Source organism: Ochrobactrum sp. AP1BH01-1 (genome assembly GCF_018066705.1).
In the GTDB taxonomy this organism is placed as follows: domain Bacteria; phylum Pseudomonadota; class Alphaproteobacteria; order Rhizobiales; family Rhizobiaceae; genus Brucella.
The window spans coordinates 443488-466950 of record NZ_JAGPOU010000003.1; the positions used below are offsets into that span (position 1 = coordinate 443488).

Consider the following 23463-nt stretch of genomic DNA (forward strand, 5'->3'; position numbering starts at 1 on the left):
AGCCGAGGCTGTGCGATAGGGCAACAAGTTAATTGTTTTCAATGAGGACCCCTAATGACCGCACAGTCAGGTTTGTTGCAGGGCAAGCGTGGATTGATTCTGGGCGTCGCCAACAACCGCTCCATCGCATGGGGTATTGCGAAGGCCGCTCGTGATGCAGGCGCAGAGCTCGCATTCACCTATCAGGGCGATGCATTGAAGAAGCGTGTCGAGCCTCTGGCTGAAGAGCTTGGCGCATTCATTGCCGGACATTGCGATGTGGCGGATGCTGCCAGCATCGATGCCGTTTTCGAGAAGCTTGAAAAGAAGTGGGGCAAGCTCGACTTCGTCGTGCACGCCATCGGCTTTTCCGACAAGGATGAGCTGACGGGCCGTTATGTCGATACGTCGGAAGCCAATTTCACCAACACGATGCTGATCTCGGTCTATTCGCTGACGGCGATTTCCCGCCGGGCGGAAAAGCTGATGAGTGACGGCGGCTCGATCCTGACGCTGACCTATTACGGTGCCGAAAAGGTCATGCCGAACTACAACGTCATGGGCGTCGCCAAGGCTGCTCTTGAAGCAAGCGTGAAATATCTGGCCGTCGATCTCGGTCCGCAGAACATTCGCGTCAATGCGATTTCTGCCGGCCCGATCAAGACGCTCGCCGCTTCGGGCATCGGTGACTTCCGCTATATCCTCAAGTGGAATGAATATAACGCGCCGCTGCGCCGTACTGTCACCATTGAGGAAGTGGGCGATGTGGGCCTCTATTTCCTTTCTGACCTGTCCCGTTCGGTGACGGGTGAAGTCCATCACGCGGATAGCGGCTATCATGTCATCGGCATGAAAGCGGTAGACGCGCCGGATATTTCGGTCGTGAAAGACTGAAGCAGCGAATACGAAATCCCGAAAAGGTGACCGCTTCTCGGGATTTTTCTTTTTCTTTCCCGGTGCGGGAAAGCTATCCAGACATTGACTGACGGCATATTGGGGTGGAGCTGTGGCTCGGGAAATCATCTACTTTTCACGTCACGGCGAGACGGACTGGAATGTTTCGCAGCGCATTCAGGGACAGCTTGATATCGACATCAACGATAATGGGCGCAGCCAGGCCGACCGCAATGGAGACATGCTGAAATCGCTGATCGGCGACGGCGCGGGCTTCGATTTCGTGGCAAGCCCTCTGCGCCGCACCCGCGAAACGATGGAGCGCATCCGCCTGCGCATGGGGCTCGACCCTTATGATTACCGCACCGATCCGCAACTGATGGAAGTCAATTTCGGTGATTGGCAGGGCTTCATGATGGAAGACATTGCCAAGGAACGCGAGGACCTTCTGGAAGCGCGCGCCCGCGACAAGTGGAATTTTGTGCCGCCGGGCGCGACCGCTGAAAGCTATATGGGCCTGTCGCGCCGTATCGGGCGCTGGGTGGAGGCCGTGGAATGGCCGACCGTCTGCGTCACGCATGGCGGCTGCATTCGCACGCTGTTTTACCTTTACGGCGACATGGACGGTCACGCCGCCGCAAATCTCTCCATACCGCAGGACAAGATTCTGAAGTTCGAAAACGGCAAGCTCGAGTGGGTTTGAGACGAGGGCGGTCGAAGACTGAAGCGATCAAATATTGAAAGCCGCATTTCGGGGGGATGATGCTGGATTCTAAAGGCTTTACGTTCAAATTTCAGCAGGTCGATGTCTTCGCTTCCCGGCCGTTGGGCGGTAATCCGCTGGCAGTTGTTGTCGATGCAGATAGCTTGGACGACGCCAGAATGGCTGCGTTTGCGAATTGGACGAATCTTAGCGAGACCACTTTTCTGCTAAAGCCGACAAAAATCGGGGCAGACTATCGCGTCCGGATTTTTACCCCGTCGCGTGAATTACCTTTTGCGGGACACCCGACTTTGGGCAGCTGTCATGTCTGGCTCGCCTCGAATGGGAGAACCAATGGCGGGGAAGTCGTGCAGGAATGCGAGGCTGGTTTGATCCGCATACGCAGGGACGGCGACATGCTTTCCTTTGCTGCACCCGAGCTGATCAGAAGTGAGACCCTTGAACCGCAATTGCTGCAACGCATCGCAGGAGCCTTGCATATCAGCATGGACACTATTGTTGATGCACGCTGGGTCGACAATGGTCCAGGCTGGCTGGCTGTCCTTTTACAAAAAAGGGAGGATGTTCTGGCCCTTCGTCCAGATTTCGCTGCGATCTCTGGCCTCCGGGTTGGCGTCGTCGCGCCTTGGAACCAAGCCGACGACGGCGACGCTGCCGATTTTGAAGTCCGGGCTTTTACCGCCGCTGGCTTTGAGGACCCGGTTACGGGAAGTCTAAACGCGGGCATAGCCCAATGGTTGATTGGCAGTGGAATAGCGCGAGCATCTTATGTTGCCAGCCAGGGCACTGCTCTTGGGCGAGCAGGGCGCATTCACGTTCGGCGCGAGGCCGATGGGATATGGATCGGTGGGAATGTCGTTACCTGTGTGGATGGACAGGTAACTCTTTAATCGATCATTCGGCGTGCGCGATTTTCGTGCAAGAGATCACTGCCGTTTACGGCGCTTCCTGAATATCGGTGATGAAGCGCGTGCTGTCGACCACATCATAAATGATGAGTACCTTCATGCCCTTGTTGATCGCGCTGTAGTCGAACTCGCCAGGCAGCTTGTATGTCTCGCCGTCATCCAGCGTTATGGTTTCGCTGTCCTTGTTGATACCGGTGATCTTGCCTTCGGCATCGTCCGCCATCGCTACCGTGGAGAAAAGCGAAGCAACGATGAGGATTAATCCGACCAGATAATGCATGACGTCCGTTCCTTTGGTTGTGCCTCGGATTGGGTTGTCGCCTGACCGATTCGACACGATTGTCGCTATTTGGTGTTTTGGCGCCCCGCGCCGTCGATCCCACAATGTAGCGTGTGGAATGTGTCAAAAAAAATGCCGGATATCGATCTCCAGAAGGAAATTTTGCGTCGCTGGGGAGCTTGATTTGACCGGCGTCAAAAAGCTCAATAAAACCGGCGCGTAAAGTAGCTGCTCTCTCCTTGGCCTGCTCCGGACAAGGACAATTTATTCAGGCGTCGCGCATGTCTCACAATAGTTTCGGCCATCTGTTCCGCGTAACCACCTGGGGCGAAAGCCACGGTCTGGCGCTCGGTTGCGTTGTTGACGGCTGTCCGCCCGGTATCACTTTCACGGAAGCTGAAATTCAGGCCTATCTCGACAAGCGCAAACCCGGCCAGTCCAAATATACGACGCAGCGCCGCGAACCTGACCAGGTGCGGGTGCTTTCCGGTGTTCTTCTGGGCGACGACGGCGTGACGATGACGACGACCGGCACACCGATTTCAATGATGATCGAGAACACCGATCAGCGCTCGAAGGATTATGGCGAGATCGCCCGCCAGTACCGTCCGGGGCATGCCGATTACACCTATGACGTCAAATACGGCATTCGTGACTACCGTGGCGGCGGACGTTCATCGGCGCGCGAAACGGCAGCGCGTGTGGCGGCGGGCGCCATCGCCCGCAAGATTGTGCCGGGGCTCGAAGTCAAGGGCGCACTGGTCGCCATGGGCGTGCACGGCATCGACCACCGCCGCTGGAACTGGGCGGAAGTGGATAATAATCCTTTCTTCTCTCCGGATGCCGGTTCCGTCGAATTGTTTGCGGATTATCTCGATGGCATTCGCAAGAGCGGATCGTCGGTCGGCGCGGTGATCGAGATTGTTGCTGAAGGCGTGCCTGCTGGCATCGGAGCGCCGATCTACGGCAAGCTCGATCAGGATATCGCCAGCCTGCTGATGTCCATCAACGCCGTGAAGGGTGTGGAAATTGGCAACGGATTCGAGGCCGCCCGTCTTACCGGCGAAGAAAATGCAGACGAAATGCGCATGGGCAATGACGGCAAGCCGCTGTTCCTGTCCAATCATGCAGGCGGCATTCTGGGCGGTATCGCGACCGGCGCGCCGGTTGTGGCGCGTTTCGCGGTCAAGCCCACCTCATCGATCCTGACCCCGCGCCGCTCTGTCGACAAGGATGGCAAGGAAGTGGATGTGATGACAAAGGGCCGTCACGATCCGTGCGTGGGCATTCGCGCCGTGCCGATCGGCGAGGCGATGGTGGCTTGCGCCATTGCCGATCATTATCTGCGTCACCGCGGCCAGACTGGCCGCGTCTAAACAACTTGGGGCCAGACTGGCCGCGTCTGAACAATTTTGGCCAGACTGGCCATATCTGGCCGACGATTGGGCCCGTCGGTTGTCTGACATATAGAGGTCGAAATGAGCTATAATCAGAAACAAGTCGTCGATGCGCTTCGTGCTTTTGAACGTGGCGAAATCGTTGTGGTCATGGATGATGACGGGCGCGAAAACGAAGGCGACCTGATTGTCGCCGCCGTGCATTGTACGCCCGAGAAAATGGCTTTCATCGTCCGCCATACATCCGGCATCGTCTGCACGCCGATGACCCGCGAGGAAGCCAAGCGCCTCAATCTTGCGCCAATGGTTGCCGAAAACGAATCGGCCCACACCACTGCCTTCACCGTGACCGTCGATTACCGCCATGGCACGACGACCGGTATTTCCGCGGAAGATCGCACGCTGACTGTTCGCAATCTGGCAAACCCGAACGCTGGCGCTTCGGATTTTGTGCGTCCCGGCCATATTTTCCCGCTGGTTGCCCGCGAAGGCGGTGTCCTCATGCGGTCCGGCCATACGGAAGCCGCCGTCGACCTCTGCAAGCTTGCAAATCTCCCGCCCATCGGCGTGATCTGCGAACTGGTCAATGATGACGGTTCCGTCATGCGCGGCCCTGACGTAAAGGCTTTCGCCGAAAAACACGCGCTGCACCGGGTCACCGTTGCCGACCTCATAGCCTATCGCCAGCGTAAGGAAACACTGGTCAAACGCGTTGGCGATGCACCGGTCAAGACCTGCGCAGGTGCAGCTCATGCTTATACCTATGAACTGCCATGGGAACCCATGCAGCATGTGGCTGTCGTGTTTGGCGATATTCGTGACGGCGAGGAAGTGCCGGTCCGCCTGCACCGCGAAGATGTGCTGAACGATGTGTTCGGGAAGGGTGGCAGCAATCTCGATGCCATCATGGAAAAGATGGGCAAGGAAGGCCGCGGCGTACTGGTATATCTGCGCGAAGGTTCTGTCGGCGTGCGTTCCGATCACCACGATACCCGCGCCCGCGATGCGATTCCGAATGACCATGAAAGCCATGCCGAAGCGGTTGCCCGCGAGGAAGAGTGGCGTCAGATCGGCCTTGGTGCGCAGATATTGAAGGATCTCGGCATCACGTCGATTGTGCTTCTGGCGTCGCGTGAGCGTCATTATGTCGGCCTTGAAGGTTTCGGCATCCACATCGCGCGAACCGAAATCATCTGACCTCTCAGACAGATCAGGCGCATGGCCGTCATGGTCATGTGCCTGTGAGATGCTATAGTGAAACTATGACGACACGGCTTTACTGGCATCCGATCTATCTCGACCACCTGACCCCGCCCGGCCATCCCGAGCGCCCGGATCGTATCCGGGCACTGATGAGTGAGCTGGAAGGACCGGATTTCTACCGGCTCGACCGCGTGGAGGCACCGCGCGGCGATGAGGCGGCAGTGCTGCTTGCGCATCCGGAAGAGCATTTGGAAGCCATTCGCGCCGGAATACCGGAGCCGGCTTCGGACGAGGAAGCACCTGCGCCCGTGGTGAGGCTCGATGGCGACACCTATGTCAGTCCCAAAAGTCTTGATGCAGCGCTGACTGCCATCGGCGCAGCGACGGCTGCGGTCGATGATGTATTTTCCGGCGCAGCGAATAATGTGTTCGTCGCAGCCCGCCCGCCCGGACATCATGCCGAACGTTCCACCGCGATGGGCTTTTGCCTTTTCAACAATATTGCGATTGCCGCCCGTCATGCGCAGCGCCGGCACGGGGCCGAGCGCGTCGCCATCGTCGATTGGGATGTCCACCACGGCAACGGGACACAGGATATTTTCAAGGACGATCCGAGCGTCCTGTTCTGTTCGACGCATCAGTTTCCGCTATATCCCGGCACGGGGGCAAAGGATGAAACCGGCGTCGGCAATATCTTCAACGCGCCACTGTCTCCCGATACAGGAAGCCGTGAATTCCGCGAGGCATTTAATAGTCGTGTATTGCCTGCCTTGGACAATTTCCGGCCAGATTTGATCCTTATTTCGGCGGGCTTCGATGCCCATTTTCGTGATCCGCTGGCCGAGCTCAACCTCGACGAAGCGGATTTCGATTGGGCGACAGGCAAACTCATGGAGCGGGCAGAAAGGTTCTGCGATCACCGGCTAGTGAGTGTGCTTGAGGGTGGATATGATCTAGAGGGCTTGTCGCAGTCCGCGTCTGCGCATATTACGCGGCTGTTGAAAGGATGAATCATGGTAACCGAACCGTCCAACGCCGACATTGCGGTAATGAGCTTCGAGGATGCGCTGAAGCAGCTTGAGAAGATCGTCGACGATCTGGAGCGGGGCGACGTGCCGCTGGAAGAGTCCATCCGCATCTACGAACGCGGCGAAGCCCTGAAGAAGCATTGCGACACGCTTCTGAAATCTGCCGAGGACAAAGTGGAGAAAATCCGCATTGGCCGCGATGGGCAGCCGGTGGGCACCGAGCCTCTCGACCCCGAATAAATCGACTTGAATTAACTTGAATTAAACTGACCGGGTCAATCCGGTCAGAATAGCGTTTTGAGCTGGGCGACATAAGGCGCCAGAACGCCGCTCAGCAGATAGGGGCCAAGTCCCCAGGCGAGCGTCCATGCTACCGCGCCGACAATGTTCGCTGCCAGAAAATGTAGCGGGTCCATTTTCATCGAACCTGCGACGATGCCGTTCAACTGTCGCAGAAGCACGACGAAGCGGGCGGTCGCCACCACATAAATTCCCTTGCTTTCGAAAAGTTTCTCGAACTGCTCCAACCGTTCCGGCGTGAGCTTTACAAGGTGTCCGTATCTCAGAATTAGCTGGCGGCCGCCAAAGCGCCCAATCAGGTAGCCCGTACAATCACCAAGCACCGCGCCTGTGAATACTGCGAGAAGCACGGTCTCGATGTTCAGCGTTCCATGCAGGGCGAGCAGCGAGCTTGCTATGAGCGCGCTCTCACCGGGCATAGGGGCGCCGAAAGATTCAAAATATACGATCACGAAAAGCGCAAACGCTCCATAGGCGGTAATATAGGGTTCCAGAAAGCTCATTGATTGGAAGCACTTTCGGCAAGCGAAACTAAAAAGGCTCCGGACGAGCCGGAGCCTGAATTGCATGATATGATATCAGCCGATGGAGCGCTTTCCCGAGATGGCGTGGTAGACCCACAACACCACGATGGCGCCGATGATGGAAACGATCAGGCTATATATGTTGAGGCCGGTGACGCCCTGTGCGCCGAAGAAAGTGAAGATGACGCCGCCGATGATGGCGCCGACAATGCCGAGAGCAATATCCAGGAAAAGGCCCTGGCCACTTTTATTGACGATCTTGCTGCCGATGAAGCCGGCAATCAAGCCTAGTATTATCCAGCTTATAACAGACATCTAATATCTCCCGATGCGCAAATACACTTTTGTATCGCACACTTGGGAAATTTTCACACTGCTACAAAATTTGCAAGGTATAATGCTTGTCAAAATGGGAAACCCATTTACCTTTATCTTACCGAATGCACAATTGGCATCGGATAACAGGGAGTATCGTGTGATGGGAAGTTATGACGACAACTCGGGCAATTCGCCTATCCCCGGCGGAAGCCTGGCGAAGCCGGTTCTGATTGCGCTCGGCGCCCTGCTGATCGGCAAGATGCTGAAGGGCCATAGCGACGATACGGCGGACGCTCCAGCCCAGCCCGTGCCCGTGCCGGATCAATCGCAGGCAGGCGGTGGCTTGCTGGGCGGTATCCTTGGCGGGCTTGGTGGTCTGCTCGGCGGTGCGGCTGCCGGAAATGCTTCTGCGGCTCCCTCGGCTCCGGGACCCCTCGGCGGCGGGCTTGGCGGTCTCCTGGATCAACTGAAACAGGCGGGCCTTGGCGACAAGGTGGATTCCTGGGTCGGTCAGGGTTCCAACCATCCAATCGAGCCGGGGCAGCTCGGCGACGCAATCGGTCAGAAAACGTTGAGCGAAATCGCGGAGCATGCCGGGATCGACCAGCAAGAGCTTCTGAACCAGCTTTCGCAGGTTCTGCCCGGCCTTGTCGACAAGCTGACGACAAACGGACAGGTTCCGGACGCCAGCTCGCTTTCAAAACTGTTACAGGGCCGCTGATTACTAAGGCGTGGCACGTTAGCGTCTCTGCGCTTTGGTATAAATCGTGATCGAACCGCACCGCTTGGCGGTGCGGTTTTGTTTTGAAGGCCCATGCGATAAATAAGAACGGCGCCTATATAAAAGCGCATCCCGAAAAGCGGGAACGACCGATGCAGGGAAATCAATCACTGGACTGATTCTGATCCTGCTTCGATCAGGTAAGATGCGCGTCAAGACAAACATCCGGAGTAGCGTTTCATGAGTTTCTTCCCGTGTCCTGATCCGGTCCTTGGCGACAAGACTTCGGTAGACAGCATCGAAACGCTGGTCATTCCGCGTACAAGTGACATTGGTGGACTGGAAGTGCGACGGGCCTTGCCGACAGTGCGTCGCCGTCTGGTGGGACCCTTCATTTTCTTTGATCGCATGGGACCGGCTGTTCTGCGTGATGGCGATGCGCTGGACGTGCGTCCGCATCCACATATAGGCCTTTCTACGGTGACCTACCTGTTCGACGGGCATATTCGGCACAGGGACAGTCTTGGTACCGAAATGGTCATCCGTCCCGGCGATGTGAACCTGATGACCGCGGGCCGGGGCATTGTGCACTCGGAACGTTCGCCCGAAGAAGAACGCAATGGACCGTTATCCATCTCTGGTATTCAAACTTGGCTCGCTCTGCCCGACGCACTGGAAGAAATAAGCCCGGAGTTTTTTCACACCAATGCACCCGAGCTGCCGGTGATGGAGGACAAAGATTTCTCCGGGCGGCTGATCATGGGGTCCATGCTTGGCTTGAAGTCACCGGTAATCCAGCACGCCGATACGCTCTATGCGGATATTCGGATAGAGCCGAATGGGCGTTTCCCGATCCCGCCCGTCGCCGAAGAGCGCGCGATTTATACGTTGCAGGGCAATGTCGGTATTGGCGGCGAAGTTTTTCCGCCGGATCGCTTGCTGGCATTTCGCCCCGGCGACGATATTGTCGTGCAGGCCGGGCCGGAAGGCGCGCATATCATGCTTTTTGGCGGTGCAACGCTCGGTTCCAAGCGCTATGTATGGTGGAACTTCGTATCTTCTTCCCGGGAGAGGATAGAGCAGGCCAAGGAAGAATGGCGCAGCGGGCGTTTCGATATTGTACCCGGTGATGAGCAGGATTTCATACCTTTGCCCGAATGACGTGAATTGAGTTGGGTTTTGGGACACGATGTCTCCCTGCTTGATCCCGTCGCGTAGCTGCTATACCGACAACAAAACCGAACCAGAAACAGGTTGTTTTAATGTCCCGACCCCTGACCCCATTGCTTGACAAGGCGCCGACCCCGGAAGCCCTGCGCGCATTGCCGGAATCCGATCTGCCGCAGCTCGCGCAGGAATTGCGCGAAGAGCTGATCGACGCCGTGTCCACCACGGGCGGGCATCTCGGCGCGGGGCTGGGCGTGGTGGAGCTTACGGTAGCACTGCACCATGTCTTCGACACGCCGCACGATCGCATCATCTGGGATGTGGGACATCAGGCCTATCCGCACAAGATACTGACCGGGCGTCGCGACCGCATCCGCACGCTTCGTCAGGAAGGCGGGCTTTCCGGTTTCACCAAGCGCGCCGAAAGCGAATATGATCCGTTCGGCGCCGCCCATTCCTCGACCTCGATTTCGGCTGGTTTGGGCATGGCTGTAGCGTCGGAACTTTCCGGCGAAAAGCGCAATGTTATCGCGGTTATCGGCGATGGCTCCATGTCGGCGGGCATGGCCTATGAGGCGATGAACAATGCCGGTGCGCTTGATGCGCGTCTCATTGTCATTTTGAATGACAACGATATGTCGATTGCGCCGCCAACCGGCGCGATGAGCGCTTATCTGGCGCGCCTCGTTTCGGGCAAAACCTACCGCAGCGTGCGCGAGGCAGCGAAGCAGGTTGCCAGGAAACTGCCGAAATTTTTGCAGGATAAGGCCCGCAAGTCGGAAGAATATGCGCGCGCCTTCTTTACCGGCGGCACGCTTTTCGAGGAACTGGGCTTCTATTATGTCGGCCCTATCGATGGCCATAATCTCGACCATCTGCTGCCGATCCTGAAAAACGTACGCGACACGCCGGAAGGGCCTGTGCTGATCCATGTGGTGACGCAGAAGGGCAAGGGCTATGCGCCGGCGGAAGCTGCCGCCGACAAATACCACGGCGTCAACAAGTTCGACGTCATTACAGGCAAGCAGTCGAAGCCGCCTGCAAATGCGCCGAGCTATACCAAGATTTTCGGCACGAGCTTGATTGAGGAAGCCCGTCACGACGACAAGATTGTGGCGATCACTGCTGCCATGCCGTCCGGCACCGGGCTTGATCTTTTCGGCGAAGTGTTCCCGCAGCGCACGTTTGATGTCGGCATCGCTGAACAGCATGCGGTGACTTTCGCTGCCGGACTTGCCAGCGAAGGTTTCAAACCATTCTGCGCCATCTATTCGACCTTTTTGCAGCGTGGCTACGATCAGGTCGTGCATGATGTGTCGATCCAGAATCTGCCGGTGCGCTTTCCCATCGACCGCGCGGGGCTGGTCGGTGCCGACGGCCCCACCCATGCGGGTTCTTTCGATACGGGCTTTCTCGCAGCTCTTCCCGGTTTCGTGGTGATGGCCGCTTCCGACGAGGCCGAACTGCGCCATATGGTGCGGACCGCTGCCGAATATGACGAAGGCCCGATTTCCTTCCGCTATCCGCGTGGCGATGGCGTCGGCGTCGACCTGCCGGAGCGTGGTTCGGTGCTTGAAATTGGCAAGGGACGCATCGTGCGTGAAGGTACGAAGGTGGCGCTGCTGTCTTTCGGAACACGCTTGCAGGAATGCCTTGCCGCCGCCGATGAACTAGGCGCTGCCGGTCTTTCCACGACGGTGGCCGATGCGCGCTTTGCCAAGCCGCTCGATCATGATCTGATCCGTCGTCTGGCACGCGAGCATGAAGTGCTGGTGATGGTGGAAGAGGGGGCTGTCGGCGGTTTTGCTTCCCATGTGCTGCAATTCCTCGCCGCGGACGGACTTCTGGATCGTGGCCTCAAGGTGCGTGCCCTGACCTTGCCGGACACCTACCAGGATCACGGCAAGCCGGATGCCATGTATGCCGAGGCCGGTCTTGACCGTGCAGGCATCGTGCAGGCGGTGTTTGCTGCCCTTGGCCGCGAGGCTATCGCAGCGCCATTTCGCGCCTGACCGATGAGCGGAGAGGCGTGCGACAAGAACCTGCGGCTCGACCAGCTGCTGGTGGAGCTGGGGCTTTTTGCAACACGTTCGCGGGCGCGTGATGCGATCCAGCGCGGCACGGTCAAGGTGGACGGCAAGCCCGCCACCAAGCCGGGACAGACGGTTTTGCGCACGGCAAATATCGCCGTTGATGATCCGGCGAGCGCCTATGTTTCCCGTGCTGCCCTGAAGCTGATCGCCGCACTCGATCATTTCGATCTTGATATGGCAGGGCGAACTGCGCTTGACATTGGTGCCTCGACAGGCGGCTTCACGCAGGTCCTACTGGAGCGCGGAGCGAACCACGTCGTCGCCATCGATGTTGGCCATGACCAGTTGCATGAGATATTGCGTGCCGACCCTCGCGTTACCAACAAGGAGGGGATCAACGCCCGTGCGCTGGAATTTTCCCATCTGGACGGACGCGAAATCGATTGCGTGGTCTCGGATGTGAGCTTCATCTCGCTGAAACTCGCCTTGCCTGCGGCATTGGCCTTTGCACAGAAAGATGCTATCTGCGCGCTTCTCGTAAAGCCGCAATTTGAAGCGGGCCGCGAGGCTATCGGCAAGGGCGGCATTCTGCGTGACCCGAAAGAAGGCGAACGCATAGCAGAAGAACTGAGATTATGGCTGGAGACGCAAGCCGGGTGGCGCGCGCTCGGCCTTTGCCCGTCACCCATTGAGGGCGGCGATGGCAATCGTGAATATCTCCTGGCAGGAAAGAAAGACCAATGACGACGCCAAACACGGGGCAAATTACTATCCGCTCGATTGGCGCGGGCGGCGATGGCGTTGCCAATGTTCCTGATGGCCAGATTTATGTGCCTTTCACGCTGCCGGGCGAAGTGGCTAACGTCGCGCGCGACAAAAACCGCGCGACGGTTATGGCGCTTCTCGAAACATCGCCGGAGCGACAGGAGCCGGCCTGCCAGCATTTCGAGGATTGCGGCGGCTGTGCGTTGCAGCATTGGCAGGCAGAACCCTATCGCCTCTGGAAGCGCGAACTGGTTGTCTCCGCGCTGAAGGGCCGAGGGATCGACACGGAGGTTGCGCCTCTGGTGGCTTGCCAGCCGCGCACACGTCGTCGCGCTGTTTTTGCGGCGCGCAAGACGGAGAAGGGCGTGCTGCTCGGCTTCAACCGTCACTTGAGTCACGAAATTATCGACATCGTCGAATGTGCGGTAACGGTCCCGGAAATCATTGCACGGCTTGATGATCTGCGTGAGGTCGGTGCCTTGATTGCACCCGGTTCCAAGCCGTTCAAGCTGGCGGTAACGCTGACAGCATCCGGCCTTGATCTCGCGGCGAGCGGCTGCGGCAAACTGAGCGACGATCAACGGCGCGCGCTGACCGCGCTTGTCATGAAAAAGGGCTTTGCGCGCCTTTCGCATGAAGGTGAAATCATCGTCGAACCGAAAAAGCCGCTCATCCATTTCGGCAAGGTGCCGGTTCCGGTGCCGCCCGGCTGCTTTTTGCAGGCAACAGAGGATGCCGAAGAGGCGATGGTGCAGCTCGTGCTGGATCATGTCGGCAAGGCCAAGCGCGTCGCGGACCTGTTTTGCGGTGTCGGCACATTTGCACTGAGGATTGCTGAAAAGAGCGCAGTTCATGCCGTAGAAAACGACGCGCTGGCACTTGCGGCTCTCGATCGCGGTATCCGCCACGTGCAGGGCTTGAAGCCCGTCTCGGTCGAACGCCGCGACTTGTTCCGCCGTCCTTTGATGCCGAAGGAACTGCTGCCCTATAACGCTGTGGTTTTCGATCCACCGCGTGCAGGTGCGGAAGAACAGGCGCTTGAGCTGGCAAAATCCAAGGTGGAGAAGGTGGTCGCGGTTTCGTGCAATCCGGTGACGCTCGCCCGTGACCTCGCGATTCTGGTGAAGGGCGGCTATCGCGTCATGCGTGTCACACCGATTGACCAGTTCCTCTGGTCGCCACATGTCGAAGCCGTGGCGACGCTGGTGAAGAGGTAAGGCAGTAGGGCAGTAAGGGAATAAGGCAGTATGTTTAGGTTGTAGATGGCCGCGACGGCTGTAACTTTCTACTGCCCTACTGCCCTAAACTCACATCTTTTCGATGATCTTCTGGTCGCCTTCAGATGCCTTGCCATTGGCGGCGATGATGGCGGGAACGATGTCTTTCGCCTTGTCTATGACCAAGGGCTTCACCTGATGCGCGGTGTGCAGGAAGCCTTCCGCCGTCATATGCTCGAGAAGCGAGAGCATAGGCTGCCAGAAATTGTTGATGTTTGCGAACACCATCGGCTTGCGATGCTTGCCGAGCTGCGCCCAGGTCATCATTTCCACGATTTCCTCAACCGTGCCGATGCCGCCGGGAAGCGTCACGAAAGCATCGGACTTCTGGAACATGAGGTGCTTGCGCTCATGCATGTCGCCGACGACGATGAGTTCGGTCAGCTGTTCGGCCTTTTCGAGGCTTGCTTCCTTGTCGAGCAGGAAGGTCGGGATGATGCCGGTAACCTCGCCGCCAGCTTCCATGACGCCTTGAGCAACCGCGCCCATGATGCCGCGCGTGCCACCGCCATAAACAAGGCGCAGGCCGTGTTCGGCAATGGATCGGCCAAGCGTAACGCCCGCTTCGCGATAGATGGGATTCAGGCCCGTAGATGAGCCGCAATAAACACAGATGGATCGAATCTCAGACATGATTTCTTGTGCGCTTTTGACCTTTCAGCGTCAAGCGCCTGCGATTTCATTTTGCGGAGAAGATTGCTGACAGTGAGCCAGGTCACTGTTGGACATTTGCGGCGATTGTTATATCTCAATCGGTATGTACTCTGGATTGAGAAGTGGATTGGATATGAAGAACTGGGTTGTGTTTCTCGGGCTCACCTTTGCCGCATCATCCGCATCGGCTGGCGAGATCAATATCAAACTGCCGGACGACACTGAAGTGACGACCAACTCCGTTCTTTACAAATGTGGCGAGAAAAATGTCTCGGTAACCTACTACAATGCCGGTGATATTTCGCTTGCCGAACTGGAGCTGGAAGACGAAACCATCGTCGCCTCCAACGTTATCTCCGGCTCTGGAGCGAAATATGCCGGCGGCGTCTATATCTGGTGGACCAAGGGCGAAACGGCCGATCTTTATAACCTTATGGACGATCCGGACCAGTCGAAGCCGACAAACTGTGTAGAACAATAACCCTGCTAATAAAAAGCCTCGTACCTTTTGCTGTTTCGGTGCAGATTTCTTGTGGGGGGAAGCCAAAAGCTATAAACCCGTCATTATAGTCTCTGGCGTGGGTTTCGAAACGAAATGCAAAAGAACAGTTTAGGATTGCTCGGTACCGGCTTCGTCGCGATTGTCGTCGGGCTTGGCCTTTATTGGAATGCGACACGATCCCGCGTTGAGACACCGCAATCCGATGTCGCCGCGCCAGCGTCGAGCAATGCGCCAGCCGAACCACAAGCAGCACCATCCGAGACGAAAGCACCAGAGGAACAGACATCCGCGGCGGCGAAGCCAGCAGGCGACGTTGCGACAAGCGATACCAAGCCTCAGGCTGCGCCAACCGAAGAGCCTGCCGTGCAGGCAAATGCCGCTCCTGCAGAACAGCAGAACAAGACGCCGGTTTTCGATCTCCTTCGTGTCGAGCCTGACGGTTCGGTCGTGATCGCAGGCAAGGCGCTGCCCAATGCCGATGTCGAGGTCGTGGCAGGCGCTACTGTTGTGGGCAAAGCCAAGGTAGGAGCCAGCGGCGATTTCGCCATTGTTCTGGATGAGCCTCTGAAGGCGGGAGATCATCAACTCGTCCTGCGTTCGACCGGCGCAGACAACAATGTCGCCACCTCCACGCAGACCGCCATTGTCTCTGTGCCCGAAACCAGGTCGGGCCAAGTGCTGGCGCTGGTTGAGGAGCCGGGGCAGGCGAGCCGCCTGATTACGAAGCCGGAAACTACGCCGAAGCCGCAGGACAATACGGAAGCCGCACCCGAAGCTGCCGCCAAGACCGACAAGCCGGCAGCCAAGCCCGCGCAGGCTCTGCCGATTGCAATCGAGGCGGTGGAAATCGAAGGTCAGTCGGTTTTCGTGGCAGGTAAAGCCGATGGCGGCAACCGCGTTATCGTCCATGCCAACGATACTTTGCTTGGCGCAAGCCTCATTTCGCCCGATGGCCGTTTCCTCGTACAGAGCAAACAGCCGCTCGGCGTCGGGGACTATATCATTCGCGCCGATTTGCTCGATAACGCCAACCGCGTTCTGGCGACGGCACGTGTTCCGTTCCGCCGCGAAGCTGGGGAGAATATCTCCGCAGTTGCTTCCGATACGGAAGGTCAGACGGCTGCGCCTTCGGAAGTGCATGGTGAAGGTGCGGCTCCGCTGCAGAAAGTGGAAGGCTCCGTCATCATCCGGCGGGGGGACAATCTCTGGACGATATCCAAGCGCACCTATGGCAAAGGGACGCGCTATACGACCATCTATCTCGCCAATCGCGATCAGATCCGCAATCCGGACCTGATCTGGCCCGGTCAGGTGTTCAATATGCCGAAGGAGCCTTTGGGCGACGACGAGGTGAAGCGCCAGTTGGAAGATCACGCCAACTGACGAGCATTTTCGGCGAGCGACACTCACGATAGTGTGTTTCCATGTTGCCATGCTTTTGGAGAAAGAACGTCTCGAAAACTTGAACTCCGGAGCATAATCGTATATCGTCGATATACGATGAATATGATTCTGGACAAAAACTCACCTGAAGCTGTTCCTGATCTCGGGCAACTCGGGATTGACGATGAAGCGGCAGCGCGCCTTTGCGCTGCGCTGGGCCATCCTGTCCGTATCCGCATTATCCGGCAGTTGATGATGGAGGATGCCTGCTGCTGCAAGGATATTGTCGGCAAGCTCGACCTTGCTCAATCGACGGTCTCACAACATCTGAAGGTTCTCGTGCAGGCCGGTCTTATCGATTATCAGCCTGAGCGCCAATCGTCGCGTTACAGCGTCAACTGGCAGCAACTGAACGCTGTCCGCACGCATTTTGCTTCCTTCCAGGGCGGATGCTGCGGCTAGATTTCGATTCTGGAACATTTCCGGCAAAAGAGCGGAGCGGTTTTGCGCAGGGTGGCGCGATGAAACAAATGCTGGGGCGCATCCGGCAAGCTTCGGAAAAGATGCGCATGAATAGAACATACAAAGCGGTGACTGAGTTTAACTCGTACGAAATCGCTTGAGCCCACCGACCTGAAAGAACGCACCATGAGTTCCCCCAAAACGGTTTCCGCCGATTCCGGCGAGACGTTCAAGACACTGCGAAATCTCTGGCCCTATATGTGGCCGTCCGATCGGCCAGACCTGCGAATGCGTGTGGTCTGGGCCACGTTCTATCTGGTGATTTCCAAGATCGTACTCATCCTTGTCCCCTATTTCTTCAAATGGGTGACGAACGCACTCAACGGGCAACTTAAGGCACCGGACTATATTCCGCTCTTTCTGGTCGGCGCGGTCATGCTGGTGCTGGCCTATAACGCTGCCAAGATCGTGCAGGCCGGTCTCAATCAGCTTCGCGATGCACTTTTTGCCAGCGTCGGCCAATATGCGGTTCGTCAGCTTGCTTATCGGACTTTCGTCCATATGCATCAGCTTTCGCTGCGCTTTCATCTGGAACGGCGCACGGGCGGGCTTTCCCGCGTCATCGAACGCGGCACCAAAGGCATCGAAACGATCGTTCGTTTCACGATCCTGAACACGCTGCCGACGATCCTGGAATTCGCGCTGACTGCGGTGATCTTTGCTGTCGCCTACGGATTTTCTTATTTGGCGGTGGTCGCCGCGACGGTGTGGCTCTACACGTGGTTCACGATCAAGGCGAGCGACTGGCGCATCAGCATTCGCCGCGAGATGAACGATTCCGATACCGACGCCAATACCAAGGCTATCGACTCGCTTCTGAATTTTGAGACGGTCAAATATTTCGGCAATGAGGCGATGGAGGCGAAGCGCTTCGATGCTTCCATGGCTCGCTATGAGAAGGCTGCGACACAAACCTGGACCTCGCTTGGCTGGCTGAACTTCGGTCAGGCCGTGATTTTCGGTGTCGGCATGGCAATCGTCATGGTCATGTCAGCACTGGAAGTGCAGGCCGGCACGCAGTCCATCGGTGATTTCGTCTTCATCAACGCCATGCTGATGCAGCTTTCGATCCCGCTCAACTTCATCGGCTTCATCTATCGCGAAATCCGGCAGGGGCTGACCGATATCGAACAGATGTTCGACCTTCTGGATGTGAAGCAGGAAGTAAGCGACAAGCCAGGCGCTCATGCACTGAAGGTCGACAAGGGTGCGATCCGCTTCGAGGATGTGCATTTCGCTTATGATGCCAACCGTCCGATCCTCAAGGGGATCAGCTTCGAGGTACCGGCGGGCAAGACCGTGGCGATCGTCGGGCCTTCGGGCGCGGGCAAGTCCACTATTTCGCGTCTTTTGTTCCGTTTCTACGACATACAGTCCGGTTCCGTGACGATTGACGGGCAGGATGTGCGCGATGTCACGCAGGAAAGCCTGCGCAAGGTCATCGGCATGGTTCCGCAGGACACGGTGCTGTTCAACGATACGATTGCCTATAATATTCGCTACGGTCGCACCGATGCGACCGAGGAAGAGGTGCAGAAGGCTGCCGAGCTGGCGCAGATTGCCGGCTTCATCCAGCATCTGCCGGAGGGCTACCAGTCCATGGTTGGCGAACGCGGTCTGAAGCTTTCGGGCGGCGAGAAGCAGCGCGTGGCCATTGCCCGCACCATTCTCAAGGCTCCGCCGATCCTCATTCTTGATGAGGCGACCTCGGCGCTCGATACGGCCACCGAGCAGGAAATCCAATCGGCGCTCGATGTCGTCAGCCGGGGTCGCACGACGCTTGTCATCGCGCATCGTCTGTCGACCGTTATCGGTGCAGACGAAATCATTGTCCTGAAGGATGGTCTGATTGCCGAAAGAGGCACGCACCGCATGCTGCTCAAGCACAAGGGGCTTTATGCATCCATGTGGGCCCGCCAGCGCGAGGCTGACGAGGCCGAAGAGCGTCTGCGTCAGGTGCGCGAAAGCGACGAACTTGGGATCGTCACGCGCGGCGTTCCGGCGGCGGAATAGCCGGTTTATCGGCGGCTGGTTATATTAGGGTACGATCACGTGCCCTAACAGCCGTGAATAATTTGCGAAATGGATTTTGATTCTGAACAGGATGAGGTAAATAACGGCCAAACTCAAAGGAAGAGCGATGAGCCTTACTGACACCATCCGCAATACTTTCGTGCCGATCCATCGGGAAGGCTATCCGTTTATCGCGGGCTTTTTCGTGGTTTCGCTCATTCTGGGCTGGCTGTGGGACCCGCTGTTCTGGATCGGCTTGGTACTGACCATCTGGTGCATCTATTTCTATCGCGATCCGGAGCGTGTGACACCGATGGACGACGATCTGGTCATCAGTCCCGCTGATGGCAAGGTTTCCTTCGTCGGTCCGGCTGTACCTCCAGCCGAGCTGGATCTTGGTGCAGAGCCGCGCATGCGTGTATCGGTCTTCATGAATGTCTTCTCGGTCCACATCAACCGCTCCCCTGTGCGGGGCAAGATCGAAAAGGTGGTGCATCGTCCGGGCAAATTCCTGAATGCCGAACTGGACAAGGCCAGCACGGAAAATGAACGCAACGGCGTCCTGATCGAAAGCCCGCACGGGAAGATCGGCGTCGTTCAGATCGCCGGTCTGGTAGCTCGCCGCATCGTCTGCTGGTCCAACGAGGATGACGATCTGTCCGTGGGTGAGCGGTTCGGCCTGATCCGTTTCGGATCGCGTGTTGACGTCTATCTGCCCGCAGATGCCACCGTTCGTGTGGCGGTTGGCCAGACAGCAATCGCCGGTGAAACCGTGCTGGCCGATTATGGCAGCGGGCGCGGCGAACCAGTGGTGCGGATCGGCTGAGCCGATGGAAACGCCTTTTCCGCCTTTTGAGCCTAACGGCCGCGTGGATTCATCGCGCGGCCCGAAGCTGTCACAGATACCCCTGCGTATCGTCGTTCCTAACGTCATAACGGTTCTCGCCATCTGTGCCGGCCTCACCGGTATCCGCTTGGCTTTTGAAAACCGTTTCGAGCTCGCCGTTGTGATGGTGCTTGTCGCTGCCTTTCTGGACGGCATTGATGGGCGTGTCGCACGCATGATGAAGGGATCGTCGAAGTTCGGCGCCCAGATGGATTCGCTCGCCGATATCGTCAATTTCGGCGTTGCGCCTGCCTTGGTGCTCTATGCCTTCATGCTGGATCAGGCACGTTCCTTCGGCTGGATCGCGGCACTGCTCTATGCCATTGCCTGCTGCCTGCGTCTGGCACGTTTCAATGTCATGCTGGAAGACCCGAACCGCCCGGCATGGCAAAGCAATTATTTCATCGGCGTGCCTGCACCCGCCGGTGCGATGCTCGTCCTGCTGCCGGTCTATCTTGGTTTTCTCGGCCTGACCCCGACGCGGGCGCTCGCTTTCGGTGTGGCGGTCTATACTGTGGCGATAGCGTTTCTGCTGGTAAGCCGCCTGCCGGTCTATAACGGCAAATCGGCAGGCAGCCTTGTCCGGCGCGATATTGTCATGCCGTTGATCCTGTTCGTGGTGGTTTACGTCGCGTTCCTGATGAGCTTCACCTGGCAGACATTGAGCCTCACAGCGCTCGCTTATCTCGCATTTCTTCCGTTCAGCCTCGCCGCCTGGAACCGGCGCGAAGCCGCCGATCGAAAGGCGGAAAAAGAAACCAACAGCGAAGAAACTGCGCCGTCAGACGAAAACTGAAGGCAACGCCTGTCTGATGAAACGGACGCGCTCCTCGACCGAAGATTTCGGCAGGAGCGCGATTTCATATCCGAGCCGCCTGTAGGTTTTGTCCATCGCTTCGAATGTGCGCACGGCTTCATTGAAGTTCTGCTTGCGCTCGGCATCCTGCCCGAAGATTTCCGCCCATGGCGGCGCCAGGAAGACCATTCTGTTATATCCGATCTGCCGCGCAGCTTCTTCCATATGCCGCCGGACGGGCAGGCCGCATAGCGTCAGATAGCCGATCACATCGGGAACGCCGCGGTCGAAGAAAACAGTGCCTGGCTGGTGTTGTGCCATGGCGTGCGAGCGCATTTCCCAGCAAAGCATCAGCTCCGCAAAAAGCGCGCGGTCCTTCCATGGCAGGGCGTTGCCGCCAATAGCGACCTGATCCTGAATAATGGCGCGTCCGGCTTCAACGGTACGGGTAAAGCCGTTCTTTTCAAGCGCGTCGATCAGTGTGCTTTTGCCTGATCCTGGCCCGCCGCTGATGACGATGAAACGTTGGCGATCTTTGATCATAAGTCCTCCAATAGCAAAGGGAACGCGCACCAAACTGGCAGCACGTGATGAAGGGTCTGAGAGGGGAGAAATGTCCGCTGAAAAAAGAGCCGTCGGACGGCAAGGGGCGGAAGATAGTTCAATAAATAGAACCGGCCTTGCTTACAGGCAAGGCCGGAAGAAAAAAATCAGCTCGGCAGATGATAGTCGAGGAAGCGGTCTTGTCGGACGTCGAAGAGCTTGCCGCTAACTTCAAGTTTCGGATCTGCAAGTTTGACGATCTTTTCCGCGACCGACTGCGGCTTCGGCAACGTTTCCGGATCTTCACCCGGCATGGCCTGCGCGCGCATTGCCGTGCGGGTTGCTCCCGGGTTGACCGAGTTGATCTTCAGCTTCATCTGCTTCGTTTCTTCCGCCCAGCTGCGAGCCATGACCTCGACGGCAGCTTTCGAGGCAGCATAAGGCCCCCAGAAAGCCCGGCACGTATGCGCCACACCGGAAGAGAGCAGAATCGCACGTCCGGCGTCGGAAGCGCGCAGAAGGGGATCGGTGGAACGGATGAGGCGCCAGACGCTGGTGACGTTGACGTTCATGACTTTTTCGAAGGTCTTGGCTTCGACATGGCCGATGGGCGATATCGTGCCGAGAACGCCCGCATTGGCGACCATGATGTCGAGTTTGCCCCAGCGCTCATGAATGGAGCCGCCCAGGCGATCGATCGCTTCCATGTCGGTAATGTCGAGAGGGACCAGCGTGGCGCTGCCACCGAGTTTGCGGATATCGTCGTCCAGCTCTTCCAGTCCGCCGACCGTGCGTGCGACAGCGATGACATGCGCGCCGCGTTTTGCCAGTTCAAGCGAAAGAAAATAGCCAATACCACGCGATGCGCCTGTTACCAGTGCGATGCGGCCCGTAAGGTCGATGCTCATCTAGTCCCCATATGTCATTCAAACACAAGAAACAGGCGGCCTTTTGGGGCCGCCTGCGTTAAGGATTTGGGCGATCAGCCGTTGCTGGCGAGCAGCGACAGCGTATGCACGTTGCTCTCGCCTTCCTGATCGAGAAGACGAGTCGGATACTCGCCCGTGAAGTAGTGATCGGTGAAAGCCGGTGCTTTCGGATCACGTGGTTTTCCGCCGACAGCCTTGTACAGCCCGTCGATGGACAGGAACGCCAGTGAATCCGCGCCGATATAGCGGCACATGGATTCGAGGTCTTCATGCTGGTTTGCCAGCAGCTTATCGGCATGGGGGGTGTCGATGCCATAAAAATCCGGGTGATAAATCATTGGACTTGCCACACGAATATGCACTTCCTTTGCGCCTGCATCGCGGATCATTTGCACGATCTTGACGGAAGTGGTGCCGCGCACGATGGAATCGTCAACCAGCACCACGCGCTTGCCTTCGATCATGGCGCGATTGGCTGAATGCTTCAGCTTGACCCCAAGCGCGCGAATTTGCTGCGTGGGCTCGATGAAGGTGCGACCGACATAGTGATTACGGATGATGCCATATTCAAACGGAATGCCGCTGGCCTGCGCGAAGCCGAGAGCGGCAGGCGTGCCGCCATCGGGTACGGGCACGATAACATCGGCTTCGATACCGGCTTCCTTGGCAAGCTCCACGCCCATATTCTTGCGCGCGACATAGACGCTGCGACCGCCGACGACGGAGTCGGGACGGGCGAAATAGACATATTCAAACAGGCAGAGCCGTTCCGGCTGCGGATTTTCAGCCTTGATGGATTCGGTGGTGATGGAGCCGTCTTTCTGGATCTCGCAGATAACAACTTCGCCGTTTTCAACATCGCGAATATATTTCGCGCCGATAATGTCGAGGGCGCAAGTTTCCGAGCAGAAGATTGGCTTGCCGTCCAGCTCGCCCATGACGAGCGGACGGATGCCGATAGGATCGCGCGCAGCGATCAGTTTCGTGCGGGTCAGCGCCAGCATGGCATAGCCGCCTTCGACCTGCCGGATGGCATCGACGAAACGGTCGGAAGAGGACGAGTGGCGCGAGCGGGCAATCATATGCAGCACGACTTCCGTGTCGGATGTCGCCTGAAAGATCGCGCCCGAAGCAATGAGTTGCTTGCGCAGCGTGATGCCGTTGGTGAAGTTGCCGTTGTGGGCAATGGCGATGCCGCCGACTTCCAGTTCCGCGAACAAAGGCTGCACGTTTCGCAGGATCGTCTCGCCGGTGGTGGAGTAGCGCACATGGCCGATGGCGCGGTCGCCCGGCAGACGGTTCAGCGTCGCCGCATCGGTGAAATGGTCACCGACGAGGCCCATATGGCGTTCGGAATGGAAACGGCGATTATGGTAGGAAACAATGCCGGCGGCCTCCTGCCCGCGATGCTGAAGGGCATGCAGGCCCAATGCTGTCAGTGCGGCGGCGTCTTCATGGCCAAGTATGCCAAATACGCCGCACTCTTCATGCAGGGTGTCTTCATCCAGCATAAAGGAGGCATTTTCAGAAGAATGGCTGGTCATTGCCGCAAGGCCTTTCGATTGCAGAGGCAACTAAAGCGCCTCTCTATCACAAGATGGCTTTTTGTTAAAAGCGAAGAGTTCACCGCTGCGTCGATATAGTCCCGTGAACACCAGTATCGCACGATGCCCACGAATAATCTCGCAAATTCCAGCCAGAAATATGATCGCGGAAC

The 23463-nt window shown here is 57.6% G+C and carries 25 protein-coding genes; 18 read left to right on the forward strand and 7 right to left on the reverse strand.

Annotated features, from left to right (window positions below; all coding sequences use genetic code 11):
- Positions 1-54: 54 nt before the first annotated feature.
- The 3 genes from fabI to J9800_RS12750 all read left to right on the forward strand — a co-directional run bounded on the left by fabI (position 55) and on the right by J9800_RS12750 (position 2487).
- Positions 55-873, forward strand: coding sequence for an enoyl-ACP reductase FabI (gene fabI, locus J9800_RS12740; protein WP_112590441.1), 819 nt, complete (start codon positions 55-57; stop codon positions 871-873).
- Between the two features lie 112 nt (positions 874-985).
- Positions 986-1576 carry a histidine phosphatase family protein gene (locus tag J9800_RS12745; RefSeq protein WP_112590439.1) on the forward strand — a complete coding sequence of 197 codons (591 nt, stop codon included), beginning with the start codon at positions 986-988 and terminating at the stop codon, positions 1574-1576.
- Positions 1577-1635: 59 nt separating this feature from the next.
- Positions 1636-2487, forward strand: coding sequence for a PhzF family phenazine biosynthesis protein (locus J9800_RS12750; RefSeq protein ID WP_210845742.1), 852 nt, complete (start codon positions 1636-1638; stop codon positions 2485-2487).
- Between the two features lie 46 nt (positions 2488-2533).
- Here the strand turns inward: J9800_RS12750 and J9800_RS12755 are convergent, their stop codons facing one another.
- On the reverse strand, positions 2534-2785 hold the full coding sequence (locus J9800_RS12755) for a DUF1344 domain-containing protein (protein WP_112590435.1): 252 nt from the start codon (positions 2783-2785) through the stop codon (positions 2534-2536).
- A gap of 281 nt (positions 2786-3066) precedes the next feature.
- Between J9800_RS12755 and aroC the strand changes: the two genes are divergently transcribed.
- The 4 genes from aroC to J9800_RS12775 all read left to right on the forward strand — a co-directional run bounded on the left by aroC (position 3067) and on the right by J9800_RS12775 (position 6653).
- Positions 3067-4161 (forward strand): chorismate synthase, encoded by a 1095-nt coding sequence (aroC, locus tag J9800_RS12760; RefSeq protein WP_112590431.1) that lies wholly within the window; start codon positions 3067-3069, stop codon positions 4159-4161.
- Positions 4162-4263: 102 nt separating this feature from the next.
- Complete coding sequence (ribB, locus tag J9800_RS12765; protein WP_112590430.1) at positions 4264-5379, forward strand: 3,4-dihydroxy-2-butanone-4-phosphate synthase; 1116 nt, start codon at positions 4264-4266, stop codon at positions 5377-5379.
- Positions 5380-5444: 65 nt separating this feature from the next.
- Positions 5445-6395 (forward strand): histone deacetylase family protein, encoded by a 951-nt coding sequence (locus tag J9800_RS12770; protein ID WP_112590428.1) that lies wholly within the window; start codon positions 5445-5447, stop codon positions 6393-6395.
- A 3-nt stretch (positions 6396-6398) separates the two neighbouring features.
- Complete coding sequence (locus J9800_RS12775; RefSeq protein ID WP_002963588.1) at positions 6399-6653, forward strand: exodeoxyribonuclease VII small subunit; 255 nt, start codon at positions 6399-6401, stop codon at positions 6651-6653.
- A 44-nt stretch (positions 6654-6697) separates the two neighbouring features.
- On the opposite strand, the gene J9800_RS12780 is transcribed toward J9800_RS12775, so the two are convergent.
- Both J9800_RS12780 and J9800_RS12785 read right to left on the reverse strand, forming a co-directional pair.
- Positions 6698-7216 carry a DedA family protein gene (locus tag J9800_RS12780; RefSeq protein WP_112590427.1) on the reverse strand — a complete coding sequence of 173 codons (519 nt, stop codon included), beginning with the start codon at positions 7214-7216 and terminating at the stop codon, positions 6698-6700.
- Between the two features lie 75 nt (positions 7217-7291).
- Entirely contained in the window at positions 7292-7552 is a 261-nt protein-coding gene (locus tag J9800_RS12785; RefSeq protein WP_061345118.1) for a GlsB/YeaQ/YmgE family stress response membrane protein, read from the reverse strand.
- Between the two features lie 163 nt (positions 7553-7715).
- On the opposite strand from J9800_RS12785, the gene J9800_RS12790 reads away from it, so the two are divergent.
- From J9800_RS12790 to J9800_RS12810, 5 genes are all read left to right on the forward strand, one after another.
- Positions 7716-8276, forward strand: coding sequence for a YidB family protein (locus J9800_RS12790; protein ID WP_112590425.1), 561 nt, complete (start codon positions 7716-7718; stop codon positions 8274-8276).
- A 240-nt stretch (positions 8277-8516) separates the two neighbouring features.
- On the forward strand, positions 8517-9437 hold the full coding sequence (locus J9800_RS12795) for a pirin family protein (protein WP_112590423.1): 921 nt from the start codon (positions 8517-8519) through the stop codon (positions 9435-9437).
- Positions 9438-9538: 101 nt separating this feature from the next.
- On the forward strand, positions 9539-11455 hold the full coding sequence (gene dxs / locus J9800_RS12800; RefSeq protein ID WP_112590421.1) for a 1-deoxy-D-xylulose-5-phosphate synthase: 1917 nt from the start codon (positions 9539-9541) through the stop codon (positions 11453-11455).
- A 3-nt stretch (positions 11456-11458) separates the two neighbouring features.
- A complete protein-coding gene (locus J9800_RS12805; protein WP_112590419.1) occupies positions 11459-12220 on the forward strand; it encodes a TlyA family RNA methyltransferase in 762 nt (253 codons plus the stop codon).
- Entirely contained in the window at positions 12217-13458 is a 1242-nt protein-coding gene (locus J9800_RS12810; RefSeq protein ID WP_112590416.1) for a class I SAM-dependent RNA methyltransferase, read from the forward strand. Before J9800_RS12805 ends, J9800_RS12810 begins: the two co-directional genes overlap by 4 nt.
- A 90-nt stretch (positions 13459-13548) precedes the next feature.
- Here J9800_RS12810 and J9800_RS12815 read toward each other — a convergent pair whose 3' ends face one another.
- Complete coding sequence (locus J9800_RS12815; protein ID WP_112590414.1) at positions 13549-14151, reverse strand: LOG family protein; 603 nt, start codon at positions 14149-14151, stop codon at positions 13549-13551.
- A 154-nt stretch (positions 14152-14305) separates the two neighbouring features.
- Between J9800_RS12815 and J9800_RS12820 the strand changes: the two genes are divergently transcribed.
- The 6 genes from J9800_RS12820 to pssA all read left to right on the forward strand — a co-directional run bounded on the left by J9800_RS12820 (position 14306) and on the right by pssA (position 20274).
- Entirely contained in the window at positions 14306-14653 is a 348-nt protein-coding gene (locus tag J9800_RS12820) for an MliC family protein (RefSeq protein ID WP_029925558.1), read from the forward strand.
- A gap of 114 nt (positions 14654-14767) precedes the next feature.
- The gene (locus tag J9800_RS12825) at positions 14768-16057 is read left to right on the forward strand and encodes an Ig-like domain-containing protein (RefSeq protein ID WP_112590411.1); all 1290 of its coding nucleotides are present in this window, start codon (positions 14768-14770) and stop codon (positions 16055-16057) included.
- 117 nt (positions 16058-16174) lie between these two features.
- A complete protein-coding gene (locus tag J9800_RS12830; protein ID WP_112590409.1) occupies positions 16175-16519 on the forward strand; it encodes an ArsR/SmtB family transcription factor in 345 nt (114 codons plus the stop codon).
- Between the two features lie 186 nt (positions 16520-16705).
- Positions 16706-18592 (forward strand): ABCB family ABC transporter ATP-binding protein/permease, encoded by a 1887-nt coding sequence (locus J9800_RS12835; protein ID WP_112590406.1) that lies wholly within the window; start codon positions 16706-16708, stop codon positions 18590-18592.
- Between the two features lie 127 nt (positions 18593-18719).
- Entirely contained in the window at positions 18720-19418 is a 699-nt protein-coding gene (locus J9800_RS12840) for a phosphatidylserine decarboxylase (RefSeq protein WP_112590404.1), read from the forward strand.
- 4 nt (positions 19419-19422) lie between these two features.
- Positions 19423-20274, forward strand: coding sequence for a CDP-diacylglycerol--serine O-phosphatidyltransferase (pssA, locus tag J9800_RS12845; RefSeq protein ID WP_112590401.1), 852 nt, complete (start codon positions 19423-19425; stop codon positions 20272-20274).
- Here the strand turns inward: pssA and J9800_RS12850 are convergent.
- The 3 genes from J9800_RS12850 to purF all read right to left on the reverse strand — a co-directional run bounded on the left by J9800_RS12850 (position 20260) and on the right by purF (position 23290).
- The gene (locus J9800_RS12850; protein ID WP_112590399.1) at positions 20260-20817 is read right to left on the reverse strand and encodes an AAA family ATPase; all 558 of its coding nucleotides are present in this window, start codon (positions 20815-20817) and stop codon (positions 20260-20262) included. The two genes, pssA and J9800_RS12850, sit on opposite strands and share 15 nt — an antisense overlap.
- Positions 20818-20984: 167 nt before the next feature.
- The gene (locus J9800_RS12855; RefSeq protein WP_112590396.1) at positions 20985-21725 is read right to left on the reverse strand and encodes an SDR family NAD(P)-dependent oxidoreductase; all 741 of its coding nucleotides are present in this window, start codon (positions 21723-21725) and stop codon (positions 20985-20987) included.
- Between the two features lie 74 nt (positions 21726-21799).
- Entirely contained in the window at positions 21800-23290 is a 1491-nt protein-coding gene (purF, locus tag J9800_RS12860) for an amidophosphoribosyltransferase (RefSeq protein ID WP_112590393.1), read from the reverse strand.
- Positions 23291-23463: the final 173 nt, after the last annotated feature.

Excerpts from the sequence above, each read along its gene's own strand:
- J9800_RS12830 (WP_112590409.1), top strand. The coding sequence starts at position 16,175 with ATGAATATGATTCTGGACAAAAACTCACCTGAAGCTGTTCCTGATCTC.
- aroC (WP_112590431.1), top strand. The coding sequence starts at position 3,067 with ATGTCTCACAATAGTTTCGGCCATCTGTTCCGCGTAACCACCTGGGGC.
- J9800_RS12755 (WP_112590435.1), bottom strand. The coding sequence starts at position 2,785 with ATGCATTATCTGGTCGGATTAATCCTCATCGTTGCTTCGCTTTTCTCC.
- J9800_RS12840 (WP_112590404.1), top strand. The coding sequence starts at position 18,720 with ATGAGCCTTACTGACACCATCCGCAATACTTTCGTGCCGATCCATCGG.
- J9800_RS12795 (WP_112590423.1), top strand. The coding sequence starts at position 8,517 with ATGAGTTTCTTCCCGTGTCCTGATCCGGTCCTTGGCGACAAGACTTCG.
- purF (WP_112590393.1), bottom strand. The coding sequence starts at position 23,290 with ATGACCAGCCATTCTTCTGAAAATGCCTCCTTTATGCTGGATGAAGAC.
- J9800_RS12750 (WP_210845742.1), top strand. The coding sequence starts at position 1,636 with ATGCTGGATTCTAAAGGCTTTACGTTCAAATTTCAGCAGGTCGATGTC.
- ribB (WP_112590430.1), top strand. The coding sequence starts at position 4,264 with ATGAGCTATAATCAGAAACAAGTCGTCGATGCGCTTCGTGCTTTTGAA.
- J9800_RS12855 (WP_112590396.1), bottom strand. The coding sequence starts at position 21,725 with ATGAGCATCGACCTTACGGGCCGCATCGCACTGGTAACAGGCGCATCG.
- J9800_RS12770 (WP_112590428.1), top strand. The coding sequence starts at position 5,445 with ATGACGACACGGCTTTACTGGCATCCGATCTATCTCGACCACCTGACC.
- J9800_RS12785 (WP_061345118.1), bottom strand. The coding sequence starts at position 7,552 with ATGTCTGTTATAAGCTGGATAATACTAGGCTTGATTGCCGGCTTCATC.
- J9800_RS12850 (WP_112590399.1), bottom strand. The coding sequence starts at position 20,817 with ATGATCAAAGATCGCCAACGTTTCATCGTCATCAGCGGCGGGCCAGGA.
- J9800_RS12820 (WP_029925558.1), top strand. The coding sequence starts at position 14,306 with ATGAAGAACTGGGTTGTGTTTCTCGGGCTCACCTTTGCCGCATCATCC.
- J9800_RS12825 (WP_112590411.1), top strand. The coding sequence starts at position 14,768 with ATGCAAAAGAACAGTTTAGGATTGCTCGGTACCGGCTTCGTCGCGATT.
- J9800_RS12790 (WP_112590425.1), top strand. The coding sequence starts at position 7,716 with ATGGGAAGTTATGACGACAACTCGGGCAATTCGCCTATCCCCGGCGGA.
- J9800_RS12815 (WP_112590414.1), bottom strand. The coding sequence starts at position 14,151 with ATGTCTGAGATTCGATCCATCTGTGTTTATTGCGGCTCATCTACGGGC.
- J9800_RS12835 (WP_112590406.1), top strand. The coding sequence starts at position 16,706 with ATGAGTTCCCCCAAAACGGTTTCCGCCGATTCCGGCGAGACGTTCAAG.
- pssA (WP_112590401.1), top strand. The coding sequence starts at position 19,423 with ATGGAAACGCCTTTTCCGCCTTTTGAGCCTAACGGCCGCGTGGATTCA.
- fabI (WP_112590441.1), top strand. The coding sequence starts at position 55 with ATGACCGCACAGTCAGGTTTGTTGCAGGGCAAGCGTGGATTGATTCTG.
- dxs (WP_112590421.1), top strand. The coding sequence starts at position 9,539 with ATGTCCCGACCCCTGACCCCATTGCTTGACAAGGCGCCGACCCCGGAA.
- J9800_RS12805 (WP_112590419.1), top strand. The coding sequence starts at position 11,459 with ATGAGCGGAGAGGCGTGCGACAAGAACCTGCGGCTCGACCAGCTGCTG.
- J9800_RS12780 (WP_112590427.1), bottom strand. The coding sequence starts at position 7,216 with ATGAGCTTTCTGGAACCCTATATTACCGCCTATGGAGCGTTTGCGCTT.
- J9800_RS12810 (WP_112590416.1), top strand. The coding sequence starts at position 12,217 with ATGACGACGCCAAACACGGGGCAAATTACTATCCGCTCGATTGGCGCG.
- J9800_RS12775 (WP_002963588.1), top strand. The coding sequence starts at position 6,399 with ATGGTAACCGAACCGTCCAACGCCGACATTGCGGTAATGAGCTTCGAG.